Here is a 16735-nt window from a genome sequence, read left to right on the forward strand (position 1 = left end):
GTGTTAAAATCATTATAATTCCTCTCATCATACTGGAGTTCACCACCGTGCCCGGACTGAAAATAACCCTTTTACAACAACCGCTGGTGTGGATGGACGGTCCCGCCAACCTGCGCCATTTCGATCGTCAACTGGAAGGGATAACCGGGCGTGACCTCATTGTTTTACCCGAAATGTTTACCACTGGCTTCGCGATGGAGGCAGCAAAACAGTCGCTATCGCAAGAGGAAGTGGTTGCCTGGATGGAAGCTAAAGCCGCACAAACCAACGCGCTGATTGCCGGTAGCGCCGCGCTACAAACGGACCGCGGTCCGGTTAACCGTTTTTTGCTGGTTGAGCCCAACGGTCAAATCCATTTCTATGACAAACGGCACCTGTTTCGCATGGCGGATGAACATCATCATTACGAGGCGGGTAACGAACGGGTTATTTTTGCATGGCGCGGCTGGAGAATTCTGCCGCTGGTGTGCTACGACCTGCGTTTCCCGGTGTGGTCACGCAACCATAACGACTACGATTTAGCGCTGTACGTTGCCAACTGGCCCGCCCCACGTTCAATGCACTGGCAGTCGCTGCTGGTCGCCAGGGCTATCGAAAATCAGGCTTATGTAGCCGGATGCAATCGCGTCGGCACCGATGGCAACGGGCATCATTACCGGGGCGATAGCCGGATAATTACCCCGCAGGGCGAGATTATCGCGACGGCCGAACCGCATCAGGCAACCCGCCTGGACGCTGAGCTTTCGCTGACGTCGCTAAAAGAGTATCGCGAGAAGTTTCCGGCCTGGCAGGACGCTGACCCCTTCACGCTCAACTAAAGCAAGCAAACTCGGGGAGCCATGGCTCCCTTTCTTATGCCGCAAACGCGCGCGTCAGGCCGGCAGCAAAGCCAAAAAAGTTTACCTGTCACCCATCAATGCGATTTGCGCAAGGCATGCGGGCTGCGCCGAGAGTCGGCATGTTATCGAGAGGATAGAAGCGTGTGTGAAGGCCTGGCTCAGGAAACGGCACGGGCCAGAACGACGAAAGCCTGAATCATTGCTGATTCAGGCTTTCTGAATAGTGGCGGAACGGACGGGACTCGAACCCGCGACCCCCTGCGTGACAGGCAGGTATTCTAACCGACTGAACTACCGCTCCACTTACTGTTCCCTTGGGAACGAGGCGAATATTACGGATTCCCCTCTACCCCGTCAACGCTTTTTCTTCATTTTTGAATCGCTTGCTGCAAAAATCGCCCATCAGGCTATTTTTAGCGCGTTTACGGGTAAATCAGGCGCGCCACAGGCAGCTTCCGCCTTTCTTTTGCACCAGATCGAGCCGCGATTCATGGTTCATCAACTCTTCATCGGAGGCATAAACCACCCGTAATTTGCTGGCAGCGCGAACAACGCGTTGAATGCCCATTTCTCCGGCCTGCTGCTGACCTTCCCCTTCCATTGAGAAAGCCATCGTCGTCTGGCCGCCGGTCATCATCAGATAGACGTCAGCCAGAATCTGGGCATCGAGCAACGCGCCGTGCAGCGTTCGCTTGCTGTTGTCTATTTCATAACGTGAACAGAGGGCATCAAGGCTGTTACGCTTGCCCGGGAACATTTTACGCGCCAGGGCCAGGCTGTCGGTCACCTTACAGAAGGTATCCGTCTTCGGAATTCCGCGATTCAGCTTCGCAAATTCATAATCCATAAAGCCGATATCAAACGATGCGTTATGGATGACCAGCTCCGCGCCGCGGATATAGTCGATGAACTCATCGACCACATCGCCAAACGCGGGCTTATCCATCAGGAATTCGTCCGCAATGCCGTGAACGCCAAACGCTTCAGGATCCACCAGCCGGTCCGGCTTTAAATAGACGTGGAAGTTGTTTCCGGTCAGGCGGCGGTTGATCACCTCCACCGCACCGATTTCAATTATCTTGTGCCCTTCATAGTGCGCACCAATCTGATTCATACCGGTGGTTTCGGTATCGAGAACGATCTGTCGCGTAATTGCAGTGCTCATAGCGGTCATTTATGTCAGACTTACCGTTTTACGTATCGATTTCAATTACAGGAAGTCTACCAGAGATGCTCAAACAGGTAGAAATTTTCACCGATGGTTCTTGCCTGGGAAATCCAGGCCCCGGCGGCTACGGTGCGATTTTACGCTATCGCGGGAAAGAAAAAACTTTTAGCGAAGGCTTTAACCTTACGACGAACAACCGCATGGAGATGATGGCCGCCATCGTCGCCCTGGAAGCGCTGAAAGAACATTGTGAAGTGATCCTCAGTACCGACAGCCAGTACGTGCGTCAGGGGATTACGCAGTGGATCCACAACTGGAAAAAACGCGGCTGGAAGACGGCGGACAAGAAACCGGTAAAAAATGTCGATCTCTGGCAGCGCCTGGACGCCGCGCTGGGTCAACACAAGATCAAATGGGAATGGGTTAAAGGCCACGCCGGGCATCCGGAAAACGAACGCTGCGACGAACTGGCGCGCGCGGCGGCATCTAACCCAACCCGGGACGACATCGGTTATCAGGCGGAAAGCTAATTCTGCCCCTTGCGCCACTGACGCGTGGCGCCTACCGCCTGCGGTATCCGTTTTTTTGCTTTGCCCGATTTCATCGGGTTTAGCGTCAACGGGATAGTGCGTTTACGGGCAATGATCAGCTGCAGACATCCCAACGCCGGGAGATGCGTACTGAGCATTTTCCCCCCGTGGCGCGACCAGGGAAGGACCTGATAGCCCCCATAATGCATAACTTCAAAATTAAGCAACCCCAGCCAATCCATCTGACGCGTTAAGGTGAACATGCGGCTGTTATAGGGGGGCTTATTGCGTAATACCGGCACCAGCTTACGTAAACCCATCAGGCTCATGGGGTTAAAACTGGTTAAAATTATCCAGCCATCGTCGATCAGCACTCTATCCGCTTCCCGCAGCAGTCGATGCGGATCGCTGCACCACGGTAAGGTATGCGCCAGCAGGCAGGCATCGACCGACTTCTCGGCAAAAGGCAAATGCAGCGGATCGGCCTTTACCTGCACCGGATTTCCTTGTAAAGAGACATTCACCTGATGGGAAATCGCACAGGATTCTGTATTGATTTCCGCGCTCAGATTGCCAATCTTAAGTAAATGAAAGCCATATAATTTAGCGAGCCAGGGCTTCATCTGCCGTTCCAGCGACTCGCGGTAGTATTCGCCCCACGGCATGCTGGACCAGTGCTCTGGCGCTGTAACTGTTTGAGGTATCCTTGCCGGCTTCATCGCAACCTTCCGCTACGCATTAGAGGTAATTTATGAATCTTATCAGTATTCCCGCATTTCAGGACAACTACATCTGGGTTCTTAGTGAAGATAGCGGGCGCTGCCTGATAGTCGACCCGGGAGAAGCCGCTCCGGTACTCGCCGCCATTGAACAAAATCGCTGGCAGCCGGAAGCTATCCTGTTGACGCATCATCACCACGACCACGTTGGCGGCGTAAAAAAACTGCGGGAAAAATTTCCGGCCATAGCGGTTTACGGACCGGCAGAAACCCAGGATAAGGGCATAACCCACATCGTCAAGGACGGAGAAAGCATCTCTGTTTTGGGCCGCGAATTTTCTATTTTTGCCACGCCAGGTCACACTTTAGGACACATCTGTTTCTTCAGCGCACCTTATCTATTTTGTGGCGACACAATGTTTTCCGGCGGCTGCGGCAGACTGTTCGAAGGGACTGCAGAGCAGATGTATCAATCATTTAAGAAGATTAACGCCCTCCCTGACGAAACCTTAATATGTTGCGCACATGAGTACACATTAGCAAATATGAAGTTTGCAATGAGCATCCTTCCCCATGATAGGGATATAAATGATTATTATCACAAAGTTAATGAGTTACGTGCAAAAAACCAAAAAACACTCCCCGTAATTCTGAAAAATGAGCGTCGTATAAATTTATTTCTTCGCACAGATGATGATGATTTAATTAAAGAAATTAGCAAAGAAACAAATTTGCAACACTCTGCTCAGCGATTTGCATGGTTAAGGTCAAAGAAAGACGACTTCTGATATTTAATTCTTGTCTTCAGCCGACTTCACCGTTATCCTTGCTCGTCTTTTAAGCAACTATTGACACACACATGAAGGCACGAGCGATTTTACTCGCCTCTGTCCTGCTGGTGGGGTGCCAGGCGTCTAAGAACGATGGCACCGTACAACAGCACGCACAGAGCCTTTCTGCAGCGAGTCAAGGGGAAGCAAGCAAGTTCACAAGTCGAGCGCGCTGGTTAGATGATGGAACCTTCTACGCGCAAGACCAGGATCTGTGGACTTCGATAGGCGACGAGCTAAAGATGGGAATTCCGGAAAATGTCCGGATTCGCGAACAAAAACAGAAGTACTTAAGAAATAAGAGCTATCTCCACGATGTAACTTTACGGGCAGAGCCGTATATGTACTGGATAGCCGGGCAAGTTAAGAAACGTAACATGCCAATGGAACTGGTATTACTACCCATAGTGGAGAGCGCTTTTGACCCGCACGCAACGTCTGGCGCCAATGCCGCAGGCATCTGGCAGATCATTCCGAGCACCGGGCGCAATTATGGTTTGAAACAGACCCGCAGTTACGATGCGCGTCGTGACATCGTTGCCTCAACCACGGCAGCGTTAAACATGATGCAACGTCTGAACAAAATGTTCGACGGCGACTGGTTGTTAACCGTCGCGGCGTATAACAGCGGCGAAGGCCGGGTAATGAAGGCTATCAAAGCGAACAAATCACGGGGTAAACCCACCGATTTCTGGTCGCTGTCATTACCGCAGGAAACCAAAATATACGTACCCAAAATGCTGGCCCTGAGCGATATACTCAAGAACAGCAAGCGTTACGGCGTAAGGCTGCCGACGGCAGACGAAAGCCGTGCCCTGGCGCGTGTACGCCTCGACAGTCCGGTTGAGATTTCACAACTGGCGGATATGGCAGGAATGCCTGTCAGCAAGCTGAAAACGTTCAACGCCGGCGTGAAGGGGTCGACTCTGGGTGCAAACGGCCCCAATTACGTCCTGGTTCCGCAGAAGCACGCGGCGCAGCTGCGTGAATCTTTGGCCTCTGGCGATATTGCCGCCGTACAGCCGACTCAGCTTGCAGACAACAGACCGTTGACCAGCCGCAGCTACCAGGTGCGCTCCGGTGATACCCTTTCCGGCATTGCATCGCGTCTCGGGGTATCAGCGAAAGATCTGCAGCAGTGGAACGGCATTCGCGGCTCTGGCCTGAAAGTGGGGCAGAATCTGGTGATTGGCGCAGGCAGCAGCGCGGAACGTCTGGCGAACAATAGCGATAGCATTACCTATCGCGTACGTAAAGGCGACTCTCTGTCGAGCATTGCGAAACGTCATGGCGTGAACATCCGCGATGTGATGCGCTGGAATAGCGATACTGGCAACCTCAAGCCCGGCGATCAGCTAACGCTGTATGTGAAGAACAGCGACAGACCAGAATCCTGATGATTCAGCAGGCATTAAAAAAGGCACCCTCGCGGTGCCTTTTGTTTTATCTCTGGGTTAGATTGCCTTATGGGCCTCAAACATAATCGTATCGCTGGTGAACGAACCGTCCTGCTGCAAGGCAAAATAGGCCTTAACCTCCGCTGATGCGCTGTCCTGGTATAAACGAATCGCCTCCGTCAGCGCCGCAGGCGTCCGCATCCGCGCGACCCATGAGCTGAACTCCAGAGGCAAGCGATCGGTCAGCAGATGATTTATCACCAAACCGGCCTCGCTCGCCATTGCCAGCCACTCGCCGCTGGAGTAGTTGCGGACATGGGAAGTATCGCGCAGGGCTTCAACGGTTTGCAGCCAGACGTCGCGAACAGGGTGACCGGGCGACATCACATCCATAATAATCATCACCCCACCCGGCTTCAGCACCCGCTTCACTTCGCGCAATGCCTGGCCGACGTCGTGCCAGTGATGCGCAGAATAACGGCTGATCGCCACATCAAAGCTGGCATCAGCGAAAGGCAATGATTCAGCGTAGCCCTGCTGAGTGGCGATATTGGTGAAACCTTTATCCCTTGCGGCCTGAGCCACCACGTCCAGCATCTGGCTGGATAAATCATATGCCGTCACCTGGGCAACCTGCCCTGCCGCCGCAAAGCTGGCGTGTCCGGCGCCGCATCCCATATCCAGCACGTGGGCCTGCGGGAAGTCCGCCAGCCGTTCGGCCAGGCGCTGTAAATCCCGCCCGGAAGCGTGTACGGCGCTGGTCAGGTAGGCGCTGGCCTGTGAGCCAAACTGTTTTTCGACGTTGTCATGATGAGAGCGTGTTGTCATTGCATTGTCCTTCGGTAGTTTGAGTAATAAAGGCAGCACCATGCATACGCAGGCCTGCCCCATGGCAGGCCTGACATACCTTAATTAATCAGGCTTGCCGGGACTGAATTCGACTAGTAGAGGGTTGTGATCGGAGGCGCGGGTCACCAGCACGGAAGCGTCGTGCACGCTTAACCCCCGATAAAACACAAAATCAAGCGGACGACCAAAAGTGCGACGGCGCTGATCGTCAGAGAAGCGGACTTCGCGCAGCGACATTTCACGCGCAAAGCGATACAAAGCGTTCATTCGCGGACGGCTCCAGGCGTTAAAGTCGCCCGCCATTATCACCGGCCCGCTGTGATGGGCAATCTGGTCGCCAATCGGCAGCAGCTGTTTGCTGTAGACATCAACGCCAAGACTAAAATTGACCGCGTGGATATTCACCACCATCAGCAGACGGGAATCCGGTAACGGGTAAACGGTGACCAACGCTGACTTTGCCAGCCGCAGGATAGGCTCGCGTTCGCGCAGAGGGCAGCAGTAAATGGGGTGCGCGGAAGCTAACGTCATGACCCCGGAAGGATGCTGCGGGAGCACCAGAGCCGGAACCTGGTCCGCGGCCAGATAGTTGGAGGTGGCGAATTTCACTAACTCAGGCGTGGTTTGCGCTTCCTGCAATAACACCAGGTGAGCATCTTTACCGAAATTATTAAGCACGGATTTCCACTCGGCGCGCTGTTGCTTGAAGATGTTCCACACCAGCACGCGGATTTTCTCATCCGAGCTTAACGGTACCCCGGCCGGAAAAGCCGGAGTCATGCCAGCAAACGACCCCGGAGGTAAGATTCTCTCCGCGGGTTGTCCGGCGACATAGCGCATGGCATAGGTATTCTTTCGCAATTTAGGCATCAAACCTCGATAACAGGAAACCAGCCCGACTGCGGCTGGTTCTTCTGTTATAGGGATTTTTGTATACACTTTCAATGCAATTTGCCAGAAACCTTTATCCTTCTACGGAAAGAGCCGTAGTACGGCGCCGAGGCCTATCGAGCCGACCGCTGAGAACCACCAGTAACAGTGCGACCAGAACAATTAACGCGCCAATCCACGGCGTCTGAGCCAGACCATAATGCTCTACCGTCTGACCGCCAATCACCGATCCTAAGGCAATCCCGATATTAAAGGCGGCAATATTCAGGCCAGAGGCAACGTCAACCGCGCCAGGGGTATACTGCTCCGCTTTCTGCACCACGTACACCTGCAGGCCCGGAACGTTACCAAAAGCAAAGATGCCCATCACCAATACCGTCGCCAGCGCCGCATACTGCAAACTGGCCGTAAATTGAAAGATCAGAAGTAAAGCAACTAACGCGGCAAAAATCAGCTTCAGCGCGGGCACGGCGCCGTGTTTATCCGCCAGCCTTCCGCCCCATACGTTGCCCACCGCCACAGATACACCGTAGCCGAGGAGGATCCAGCTAACGGCCGCTGGGCTAAATCCGGCAAGATCCTGCATCATCGGCGCCAGGAAGGTAAAAGCGGTAAATACGCCGCCATATCCTAAAGCAGTAATGGCGTAGATAATCAGCAAACGAGGATGGGTCAGAACCTGCAGCTGGGCGCGCAATCCCGCGCTGACGCGGCCAGGAATGTTATTCGGCACCAGAATAAGGCTGCTCATTAACGCAATGACGCCAAGGATCGACACGGCGAGGAACGTCTCACGCCAGCCAAAATGTTGGCCGATAAAGGTGCCTAATGGCACCCCGGTCACCAGCGCAACAGTCAGACCGCCAAACATAATCGCAATCGCCGAAGCCGCTTTCTCTTTCGGGACCAGGCTGGTCGCAATTGTCGATCCGATCGAAAAGAAAACCCCGTGCGCCAGCCCCGTCAGCAGGCGTGCCAGAACCAGAGTTTCATAGCCCGGCGCCTGCCAGGCCAGCAGGTTGCCGGCGGTAAACAGCGCCATTAACGCGAGCAGCAGTTGTTTACGCGGCATCCGCCCGGTCAGCGCGGTGAGTACCGGGGCGCCAATCGCCACGCCGAGTGCATAGATCGAAACCAGCAGCCCCGCAGAGGGGAGCGAAATAGCAAGTTGTTCTGCGATAGTGGGCACCAGGCCCACGATGACAAATTCGGTCGTGCCAATAGCAAAGGCACCGATAGTTAAGGCCAGTAGCGCCAGCGGCATAATGTACTCCGTATCAACATGATTAAGATGACACGTAGTATGAAGAGATGTTTTAATAACAAAAATAGTCAAAGTATCAATAGAATTTTGCCACAGGTGCAATAATGAGAGCTACCTCAGAAGAAATCGCCATTTTTGTCGCCGTGGTTGAAAGCGGCAGCTTTAGTCGCGCAGCCGAACAGCTAGGTCAGGCTAATTCCGCCGTCAGCCGGGCGGTGAAAAAGCTGGAATCAAAGCTCGGCGTGAGCCTGCTTAATCGTACGACCCGTCAGCTAAGCCTGACTGAAGAGGGAGAGCGTTATTTCCGTCGCATGCAGGTTGTGCTTCAGGAGATGGCCGCTGCCGAGAATGAGCTTCTGGAGAGCCGTACGACGCCAAGAGGTCTGTTACGGGTTGACGCCGCAACGCCGGTGATACTGCATTTTCTGATGCCTTTGATAAGACCCTTCCGCGAGCGCTACCCGGAGATGAACCTTACGCTGGTTTCGTCAGAAACCTTTATCAATCTGATCGAGCGGAAAGTCGACGTCGCGATCCGCGCCGGTACGCTGACCGACTCCAGCCTGCGCGCCAGGCCATTGTTCAATAGCTACCGCAAAATTATCGCTTCACCGGACTATCTTGCTCGCCATGGAACGCCGCAAAGCGTCGCTGAGCTAAAACATCATCAGTGTCTGGGCTTTAGCGAACCCGTTTCATTGAATACATGGCCAATCTCCTGCTGTGATGGTCAGCTACTGGAAATCGAAAGCGAGATATCTTCCAATAGCGGAGAAACGCTTAAGCAGCTGTGCCTGGCCGGTAACGGAATCGCCTGTCTGTCGGACTATATGGTGGATAAGGAGATTGCTGAAGGGGCGTTTGTCGAGCTGCTGGCTGACAAACGGCTGCCGATTGAAATGCCGTTTAGCGCGGTTTACTACAGCGACAGGGCCGTAAGCACGCGGATCAGAGCCTTTATCGACTTTCTTAGCGAGCATGTAAAACAGCTCCCGAAGGAGCTGTAACAGGGTTGTAGAGTACAGATGGGGGTTAAATTAGTCCCATTCAGGCGCCAGACCGTCCGGGCTAACCAGACGATCGTTGCAGTCCAGCGCGGCGATCGCCTGGCGATCGTCTTCATCCAGCTGCAGATCCTGAGCTTTGAGATTGCTTGCCAGGTTTTCGCGCTTAGTCGAAGACGGGATTACCGCATAACCTTCGCCCATTGCCCAGGCCAGGATAACCTGCGCCGGCGTGGCATCGTGTTTCGCCGCGATACGTGCGATCGCTTCATCTTTCAGCGCCTTACCGTAGGCCAGCGTCATGTAAGAGGTGATATGGATACCGTGTTCACGTGCCCAATTAACCACTTTACGGTTCTGCAGATACGGAGAGAGTTCAATCTGGTTGGTCGCGATGTTCTCCGCGCCAACGGCAGAAATTGCGCGCTCCATCAGCGGAATAGTGAAGTTAGAGATACCAATCTGACGGGTCAGCCCCTGTTTTTTCGCTCCCAGCAGCGCGGCCATAAACTCTTCAACCGCAACGGCATCATTTGGCGACGGCCAGTGGATTAACGTCAGGTCGACATAGTCAGTACGCAGCTTCTGCAGGCTCTCTTTCAGGCTGGCGATCAGCTTCTCTTTGTTGAGATTTTCAATCCAGATCTTGGTGGTGATGAACAGTTCATTGCGCGCAACGCCGCTTTCTGCAATCGCCTGACCCACAGCAGCTTCATTATCATAGATTTGCGCGGTATCAATGGTGCGATAGCCCAGTTCAAGCGCCGTTTTTACAGATGTAATAACCACGTCATCTTTCAGACGGAAGGTCCCAAGACCAAATGCAGGGATTGTCATGATTTTCCTCTTTCTTCATTCATATCGGTTAACGAGGACAATTATGACCAACGAGAAGATTGAGAAAAAGAGCGCTAAATGCAGAGGATTTTTGCTAAAACAGCAATAATTAAACAACAGGTAAAGAAAAAGCCCTGAGCATTTGCTCAGGGCTTTTAATAAGTGGCGGAACGGACGGGACTCGAACCCGCGACCCCCTGCGTGACAGGCAGGTATTCTAACCGACTGAACTACCGCTCCACCGAATACTTCTGTAACCACCGGATTAATGCACCGGCTTACTACTTAATTTGATGCCTGGCAGTTCCCTACTCTCACATGGGGAGACCCCACACTACCATCGGCGCTACGGCGTTTCACTTCTGAGTTCGGCATGGGGTCAGGTGGGACCACCGCGCTAGTGCCGCCAGGCAAATTCTGTTATCTGTATCAGGCTGAAAATCTTCTCTCAAATCCGCCAAAACATCTTCGGCGTTGTAAGGTTAAGCCTCACGGTTCATTAGTACCGGTTAGCTCAACGCATCGCTGCGCTTACACACCCGGCCTATCAACGTCGTCGTCTTCAACGTTCCTTCAGGACTCTCAAGGAGTCAGGGAGAACTCATCTCGGGGCAAGTTTCGTGCTTAGATGCTTTCAGCACTTATCTCTTCCGCATTTAGCTACCGGGCAATGCCATTGGCATGACAACCCGAACACCAGTGATGCGTCCACTCCGGTCCTCTCGTACTAGGAGCAGCCCCCCTCAATTCTCCAGCGCCCACGGCAGATAGGGACCGAACTGTCTCACGACGTTCTAAACCCAGCTCGCGTACCACTTTAAATGGCGAACAGCCATACCCTTGGGACCTACTTCAGCCCCAGGATGTGATGAGCCGACATCGAGGTGCCAAACACCGCCGTCGATATGAACTCTTGGGCGGTATCAGCCTGTTATCCCCGGAGTACCTTTTATCCGTTGAGCGATGGCCCTTCCATTCAGAACCACCGGATCACTATGACCTGCTTTCGCACCTGCTCGCGCCGTCACGCTCGCAGTCAAGCCAGCTTATGCCATTGCACTAACCTCCTGATGTCCGACCAGGATTAGCTGACCTTCGTGCTCCTCCGTTACTCTTTAGGAGGAGACCGCCCCAGTCAAACTACCCACCAGACACTGTCCGCAACCCCGATTAGGGGCCCACGTTAGAACACCAGCCATTAAAGGGTGGTATTTCAAGGATGGCTCCATGCAGACTGGCGTCCACACTTCAAAGCCTCCCACCTATCCTACACATCAAGGACCAGTGTTCAGTGTCAAGCTATAGTAAAGGTTCACGGGGTCTTTCCGTCTTGCCGCGGGTACACTGCATCTTCACAGCGAGTTCAATTTCACTGAGTCTCGGGTGGAGACAGCCTGGCCATCATTACGCCATTCGTGCAGGTCGGAACTTACCCGACAAGGAATTTCGCTACCTTAGGACCGTTATAGTTACGGCCGCCGTTTACCGGGGCTTCGATCAAGAGCTTCTCCTTACGGATAACCCCATCAATTAACCTTCCGGCACCGGGCAGGCGTCACACCGTATACGTCCACTTTCGTGTTTGCACAGTGCTGTGTTTTTAATAAACAGTTGCAGCCAGCTGGTATCTTCGACTGATTTCAGCTCCATGGGTAAACCACTTCACCTACATATCAGCGTGCCTTCTCCCGAAGTTACGGCACCATTTTGCCTAGTTCCTTCACCCGAGTTCTCTCAAGCGCCTTGGTATTCTCTACCTGACCACCTGTGTCGGTTTGGGGTACGATTTGATGTTACCTGATGCTTAGAGGCTTTTCCTGGAAGCAGGGCATTTGTCACTTCAGCACCGTAGTGCCTCGTCATCACACCTCAGCGTTGATAACGTTCCGGATTTACCTGGAACATCCGCCTACATGCTTAAACCGGGACAACCGTCGCCCGGCCAACATAGCCTTCTCCGTCCCCCCTTCGCAGTAACACCGAGTACAGGAATATTAACCTGTTTCCCATCGACTACGCCTTTCGGCCTCGCCTTAGGGGTCGACTCACCCTGCCCCGATTAACGTTGGACAGGAACCCTTGGTCTTCCGGCGTGCGGGTTTTTCACCCGCATTATCGTTACTTATGTCAGCATTCGCACTTCTGATACCTCCAGCAACCCTCACAGGCCACCTTCAACGGCTTACAGAACGCTCCCCTACCCAACAACACATAGTGTCGCTGCCGCAGCTTCGGTGCATGGTTTAGCCCCGTTACATCTTCCGCGCAGGCCGACTCGACCAGTGAGCTATTACGCTTTCTTTAAATGATGGCTGCTTCTAAGCCAACATCCTGGCTGTCTGGGCCTTCCCACATCGTTTCCCACTTAACCATGACTTTGGGACCTTAGCTGGCGGTCTGGGTTGTTTCCCTCTTCACGACGGACGTTAGCACCCGCCGTGTGTCTCCCGTGATAACATTCTTCGGTATTCGTAGTTTGCATCGGGTTGGTAAGTCGGGATGACCCCCTAGCCGAAACAGTGCTCTACCCCCGAAGATGAGTTCACGAGGCGCTACCTAAATAGCTTTCGGGGAGAACCAGCTATCTCCCGGTTTGATTGGCCTTTCACCCCCAGCCACAAGTCATCCGCTAATTTTTCAACATTAGTCGGTTCGGTCCTCCAGTTAGTGTTACCCAACCTTCAACCTGCCCATGGCTAGATCACCGGGTTTCGGGTCTATACCCTGCAACTTAACGCCCAGTTAAGACTCGGTTTCCCTGCGGCTCCCCTATACGGTTAACCTTGCTACAGAATATAAGTCGCTGACCCATTATACAAAAGGTACGCAGTCACCCCATAAAGAGGCTCCTACTGCTTGTACGTACACGGTTTCAGGTTCTTTTTCACTCCCCTCGCCGGGGTTCTTTTCGCCTTTCCCTCACGGTACTGGTTCACTATCGGTCAGTCAGGAGTATTTAGCCTTGGAGGATGGTCCCCCCATATTCAGACAGGATACCACGTGTCCCGCCCTACTCTTCGAGTTCACAGCCTGTGCGTTTTAGTGTACGGGAGTATCACCCTGTACCCTGCGACTTTCCAGACGCTTCCACTAACACACAAGCTGATTCAGACTCCGGGCTGCTCCCCGTTCGCTCGCCGCTACTGGGGGAATCTCGGTTGATTTCTTTTCCTCGGGGTACTTAGATGTTTCAGTTCCCCCGGTTCGCCTCGTTTGACTATGTATTCATCAAACGATAGTGCAACGAATTGCACTGGGTTTCCCCATTCGGACATCGCCGGCTATAACGGTTCATATCACCTTACCGACGCTTTTCGCAGATTAGCACGTCCTTCATCGCCTCTGACTGCCAGGGCATCCACCGTGTACGCTTAGTCGCTTAACCTCACAACCCGAAGATGTTTCGTGAAACATCATCGTGTCGCGAAAATTTGAGAGACTCGAACACACATTAACTGTGTGTCGTTTCAATTTTCAGCTTGATCCAGATTTTTAAAGAGCAAAACTTCGCAGTGAACCTTTTCAGGTACACTCTGAAGTTTTCTTGTTTTTGGCAGTAAAGATGGTGGAGCTATGCGGGATCGAACCGCAGACCTCCTGCGTGCAAAGCAGGCGCTCTCCCAGCTGAGCTATAGCCCCATCGTAGTTAAAATCTCATTTACCGTCATTCGGTTCCGGGCAAGGCGTGGAAGAACGAAGCATACTGAAGCATGCGAGTTATTTCACAACGCAGCACGGGAGCGAATTTGGTAGGCCTGAGTGGACTTGAACCACCGACCTCACCCTTATCAGGGGTGCGCTCTAACCACCTGAGCTACAAGCCTGCAGAGATTTTTTACTGCTTATTTTTCATCAGACAATCTGTGTGGACACTACAAAGGCAGGTTCTTTCAGGTAAGGAGGTGATCCAACCGCAGGTTCCCCTACGGTTACCTTGTTACGACTTCACCCCAGTCATGAATCACAAAGTGGTAAGCGCCCTCCCGAAGGTTAAGCTACCTACTTCTTTTGCAACCCACTCCCATGGTGTGACGGGCGGTGTGTACAAGGCCCGGGAACGTATTCACCGTGGCATTCTGATCCACGATTACTAGCGATTCCGACTTCATGGAGTCGAGTTGCAGACTCCAATCCGGACTACGACATACTTTATGAGGTCCGCTTGCTCTCGCGAGGTCGCTTCTCTTTGTATATGCCATTGTAGCACGTGTGTAGCCCTACTCGTAAGGGCCATGATGACTTGACGTCATCCCCACCTTCCTCCAGTTTATCACTGGCAGTCTCCTTTGAGTTCCCGACCGAATCGCTGGCAACAAAGGATAAGGGTTGCGCTCGTTGCGGGACTTAACCCAACATTTCACAACACGAGCTGACGACAGCCATGCAGCACCTGTCTCAGAGTTCCCGAAGGCACCAAAGCATCTCTGCTAAGTTCTCTGGATGTCAAGAGTAGGTAAGGTTCTTCGCGTTGCATCGAATTAAACCACATGCTCCACCGCTTGTGCGGGCCCCCGTCAATTCATTTGAGTTTTAACCTTGCGGCCGTACTCCCCAGGCGGTCGACTTAACGCGTTAGCTCCGGAAGCCACTCCTCAAGGGAACAACCTCCAAGTCGACATCGTTTACAGCGTGGACTACCAGGGTATCTAATCCTGTTTGCTCCCCACGCTTTCGCACCTGAGCGTCAGTCTTTGTCCAGGGGGCCGCCTTCGCCACCGGTATTCCTCCAGATCTCTACGCATTTCACCGCTACACCTGGAATTCTACCCCCCTCTACAAGACTCCAGCCTGCCAGTTTCGAATGCAGTTCCCAGGTTGAGCCCGGGGATTTCACATCCGACTTGACAGACCGCCTGCGTGCGCTTTACGCCCAGTAATTCCGATTAACGCTTGCACCCTCCGTATTACCGCGGCTGCTGGCACGGAGTTAGCCGGTGCTTCTTCTGCGGGTAACGTCAATCGACAAGGTTATTAACCTTATCGCCTTCCTCCCCGCTGAAAGTACTTTACAACCCGAAGGCCTTCTTCATACACGCGGCATGGCTGCATCAGGCTTGCGCCCATTGTGCAATATTCCCCACTGCTGCCTCCCGTAGGAGTCTGGACCGTGTCTCAGTTCCAGTGTGGCTGGTCATCCTCTCAGACCAGCTAGGGATCGTCGCCTAGGTGAGCCGTTACCCCACCTACTAGCTAATCCCATCTGGGCACATCTGATGGCAAGAGGCCCGAAGGTCCCCCTCTTTGGTCTTGCGACGTTATGCGGTATTAGCTACCGTTTCCAGTAGTTATCCCCCTCCATCAGGCAGTTTCCCAGACATTACTCACCCGTCCGCCACTCGTCACCCGAGAGCAAGCTCTCTGTGCTACCGTTCGACTTGCATGTGTTAGGCCTGCCGCCAGCGTTCAATCTGAGCCATGATCAAACTCTTCAATTTAAGTTTGATGCTCGTAGAATTAAACTTCGTAATGAATTACGTGTTCACTCTTTGAGACTTGGTATTCATTTTTCGTCTTGCGACGTTAAGAATCCATGTCACTTTGAGTGCCCACACAGATTGTCTGATAAATTGTTAAAGAGCAGTGCAACGCGGCTTTCGCTCACCGTTGCGAGGTGGCGTATATTACGCTTTCCTCTTTCAGAGTCAACCCGTTATTTCAGGATTTTTCTCTTCAACCGACCGGGTTGTTTGTGAAGTGATTCACATCTGCCGTGTCAGTGGGAGCGCATTATAGGGAGTTATTCGGCGCTGACAAGCGGTAAAATACAATTTTATTTCAACCGCTCATCTTTTATACATAACGCTTATTTTTGCTGCTTTTTGATAGCATCCGGCAGGTCAGCCAGGCTATTAAGCACCCAATCAGCGGCGCTTTCCGCTTCTGGAGTGACTGGCTTGCCGGTACGCACTAATACTTTCGTGCCGACATTGGCCGCCAGAGCTGCCTGCATATCTTCGACTTTATCGCCGACCATATAGGAAGCAGCCATATCAATATGCAGATAGTCACGCGCCGAGATCAGCATACCCGGATGCGGCTTACGGCAGTCGCAGGTCTGGCGAAACTCTTCGACGGTTCCCTGCGGGTGGTGCGGACAATAATAGATGCCATCCAGATCAACGCCGCGATCGGCCAGCGACCAGTCCATCCACTCGGTCAGCGTTTCAAACTGCTCTTCAGTAAACTTACCGCGGGCGATACCGGACTGGTTGGTCACCACCACCAGCGCGTAGCCCATCTCCTTTAATTGACGCATTGCATCAATGACACCATCGATAAATTCAAAGTTGTCGATTTCATGGACGTATCCGTGATCGACATTAATCGTGCCATCACGGTCAAGAAAAATTGCGGGTACTGACATTGCCACCGGTTTGCTCCTGATAAAGGCTAATGCGTGTAGTATC

Annotated in this window: 12 protein-coding genes, 4 tRNA genes and 3 rRNA genes; 5 read left to right on the top strand and 14 right to left on the bottom strand. The window is 53.0% G+C overall.

Features of this window, described 5'->3' with window-relative positions; genetic code table 11:
- The first annotated feature begins 47 nt into the window (after window positions 1–47).
- Window positions 48–818 (top strand): amidohydrolase, encoded by a 771-nt coding sequence (locus ACE3MN_RS21610; RefSeq protein WP_004133852.1) that lies wholly within the window; start codon window positions 48–50, stop codon window positions 816–818.
- 245 nt (window positions 819–1063) lie between these two features.
- Here ACE3MN_RS21610 and ACE3MN_RS21615 read toward each other — a convergent pair.
- A tRNA-Asp gene (locus tag ACE3MN_RS21615) sits at window positions 1064–1140 on the bottom strand.
- Between the two features lie 132 nt (window positions 1141–1272).
- Window positions 1273–2004 (bottom strand): DNA polymerase III subunit epsilon, encoded by a 732-nt coding sequence (gene dnaQ, locus ACE3MN_RS21620; protein WP_004133854.1) that lies wholly within the window; start codon window positions 2002–2004, stop codon window positions 1273–1275.
- Between the two features lie 65 nt (window positions 2005–2069).
- Here dnaQ and rnhA point away from each other — a divergent pair, with 65 nt between their 5' ends.
- Complete coding sequence (rnhA, locus tag ACE3MN_RS21625) at window positions 2070–2537, top strand: ribonuclease HI (protein WP_004129160.1); 468 nt, start codon at window positions 2070–2072, stop codon at window positions 2535–2537.
- Here rnhA and ACE3MN_RS21630 read toward each other — a convergent pair.
- Window positions 2534–3256: a class I SAM-dependent methyltransferase gene (locus ACE3MN_RS21630; protein WP_004133856.1), complete on the bottom strand. Its 723-nt coding sequence runs from the start codon at window positions 3254–3256 to the stop codon at window positions 2534–2536. The genes rnhA and ACE3MN_RS21630 overlap by 4 nt on opposite strands.
- A 32-nt stretch (window positions 3257–3288) precedes the next feature.
- Here ACE3MN_RS21630 and gloB point away from each other — a divergent pair, with 32 nt between their 5' ends.
- Window positions 3289–4044, top strand: coding sequence for a hydroxyacylglutathione hydrolase (gene gloB / locus ACE3MN_RS21635; protein WP_049086174.1), 756 nt, complete (start codon window positions 3289–3291; stop codon window positions 4042–4044).
- Between the two features lie 71 nt (window positions 4045–4115).
- A complete protein-coding gene (gene mltD, locus ACE3MN_RS21640) occupies window positions 4116–5483 on the top strand; it encodes a murein transglycosylase D (protein ID WP_024359140.1) in 1368 nt (455 codons plus the stop codon).
- Window positions 5484–5540: 57 nt separating this feature from the next.
- On the opposite strand, the gene ACE3MN_RS21645 is transcribed toward mltD, so the two are convergent.
- From ACE3MN_RS21645 to ACE3MN_RS21655, 3 genes are all read right to left on the bottom strand, one after another.
- Complete coding sequence (locus ACE3MN_RS21645; protein ID WP_004133862.1) at window positions 5541–6311, bottom strand: class I SAM-dependent methyltransferase; 771 nt, start codon at window positions 6309–6311, stop codon at window positions 5541–5543.
- 84 nt (window positions 6312–6395) lie between these two features.
- Window positions 6396–7193: an endonuclease/exonuclease/phosphatase family protein gene (locus tag ACE3MN_RS21650; RefSeq protein ID WP_024359141.1), complete on the bottom strand. Its 798-nt coding sequence runs from the start codon at window positions 7191–7193 to the stop codon at window positions 6396–6398.
- A 103-nt stretch (window positions 7194–7296) separates the two neighbouring features.
- The gene (locus ACE3MN_RS21655; protein ID WP_004133865.1) at window positions 7297–8487 is read right to left on the bottom strand and encodes an MFS transporter; all 1191 of its coding nucleotides are present in this window, start codon (window positions 8485–8487) and stop codon (window positions 7297–7299) included.
- A gap of 104 nt (window positions 8488–8591) precedes the next feature.
- Here ACE3MN_RS21655 and yafC point away from each other — a divergent pair, with 104 nt between their 5' ends.
- A complete protein-coding gene (yafC, locus tag ACE3MN_RS21660; protein WP_004133867.1) occupies window positions 8592–9494 on the top strand; it encodes a DNA-binding transcriptional regulator YafC in 903 nt (300 codons plus the stop codon).
- A gap of 30 nt (window positions 9495–9524) precedes the next feature.
- On the opposite strand, the gene dkgB is transcribed toward yafC, so the two are convergent.
- The 8 genes from dkgB to gmhB form a co-directional block, all read right to left on the bottom strand.
- Window positions 9525–10328 (bottom strand): 2,5-didehydrogluconate reductase DkgB, encoded by an 804-nt coding sequence (dkgB, locus tag ACE3MN_RS21665; protein WP_154916132.1) that lies wholly within the window; start codon window positions 10326–10328, stop codon window positions 9525–9527.
- Window positions 10329–10491: 163 nt separating this feature from the next.
- A tRNA-Asp gene (locus tag ACE3MN_RS21670) sits at window positions 10492–10568 on the bottom strand.
- A gap of 55 nt (window positions 10569–10623) precedes the next feature.
- Window positions 10624–10739, bottom strand: a 5S ribosomal RNA gene (gene rrf, locus ACE3MN_RS21675).
- Between the two features lie 67 nt (window positions 10740–10806).
- Window positions 10807–13713 (bottom strand): 23S ribosomal RNA (locus ACE3MN_RS21680).
- A 178-nt stretch (window positions 13714–13891) separates the two neighbouring features.
- Window positions 13892–13967 (bottom strand) — tRNA-Ala (locus tag ACE3MN_RS21685).
- A 108-nt stretch (window positions 13968–14075) separates the two neighbouring features.
- Window positions 14076–14152, bottom strand: a tRNA-Ile gene (locus ACE3MN_RS21690).
- Window positions 14153–14223: 71 nt separating this feature from the next.
- A 16S ribosomal RNA gene (locus tag ACE3MN_RS21695) occupies window positions 14224–15763 on the bottom strand.
- The 16S, 23S and 5S rRNA genes sit together here with 3 tRNA genes alongside, the layout of an rRNA operon.
- 368 nt (window positions 15764–16131) lie before the next feature.
- On the bottom strand, window positions 16132–16698 hold the full coding sequence (gene gmhB / locus ACE3MN_RS21700; RefSeq protein ID WP_024360366.1) for a D-glycero-beta-D-manno-heptose 1,7-bisphosphate 7-phosphatase: 567 nt from the start codon (window positions 16696–16698) through the stop codon (window positions 16132–16134).
- Window positions 16699–16735: the final 37 nt, after the last annotated feature.

Origin of the sequence: Klebsiella grimontii, assembly GCF_042137965.1 — a bacterium.
In the GTDB taxonomy this organism is placed as follows: domain Bacteria; phylum Pseudomonadota; class Gammaproteobacteria; order Enterobacterales; family Enterobacteriaceae; genus Klebsiella; species Klebsiella grimontii.

Coding starts and splice junctions, on each gene's coding strand:
- ACE3MN_RS21645 (WP_004133862.1), bottom strand. CDS start 6,311: ATGACAACACGCTCTCATCATGACAACGTCGAAAAACAGTTTGGCTCA.
- mltD (WP_024359140.1), top strand. CDS start 4,116: ATGAAGGCACGAGCGATTTTACTCGCCTCTGTCCTGCTGGTGGGGTGC.
- rnhA (WP_004129160.1), top strand. CDS start 2,070: ATGCTCAAACAGGTAGAAATTTTCACCGATGGTTCTTGCCTGGGAAAT.
- ACE3MN_RS21630 (WP_004133856.1), bottom strand. CDS start 3,256: ATGAAGCCGGCAAGGATACCTCAAACAGTTACAGCGCCAGAGCACTGG.
- ACE3MN_RS21655 (WP_004133865.1), bottom strand. CDS start 8,487: ATGCCGCTGGCGCTACTGGCCTTAACTATCGGTGCCTTTGCTATTGGC.
- dkgB (WP_154916132.1), bottom strand. CDS start 10,328: ATGACAATCCCTGCATTTGGTCTTGGGACCTTCCGTCTGAAAGATGAC.
- dnaQ (WP_004133854.1), bottom strand. CDS start 2,004: ATGAGCACTGCAATTACGCGACAGATCGTTCTCGATACCGAAACCACC.
- gloB (WP_049086174.1), top strand. CDS start 3,289: ATGAATCTTATCAGTATTCCCGCATTTCAGGACAACTACATCTGGGTT.
- yafC (WP_004133867.1), top strand. CDS start 8,592: ATGAGAGCTACCTCAGAAGAAATCGCCATTTTTGTCGCCGTGGTTGAA.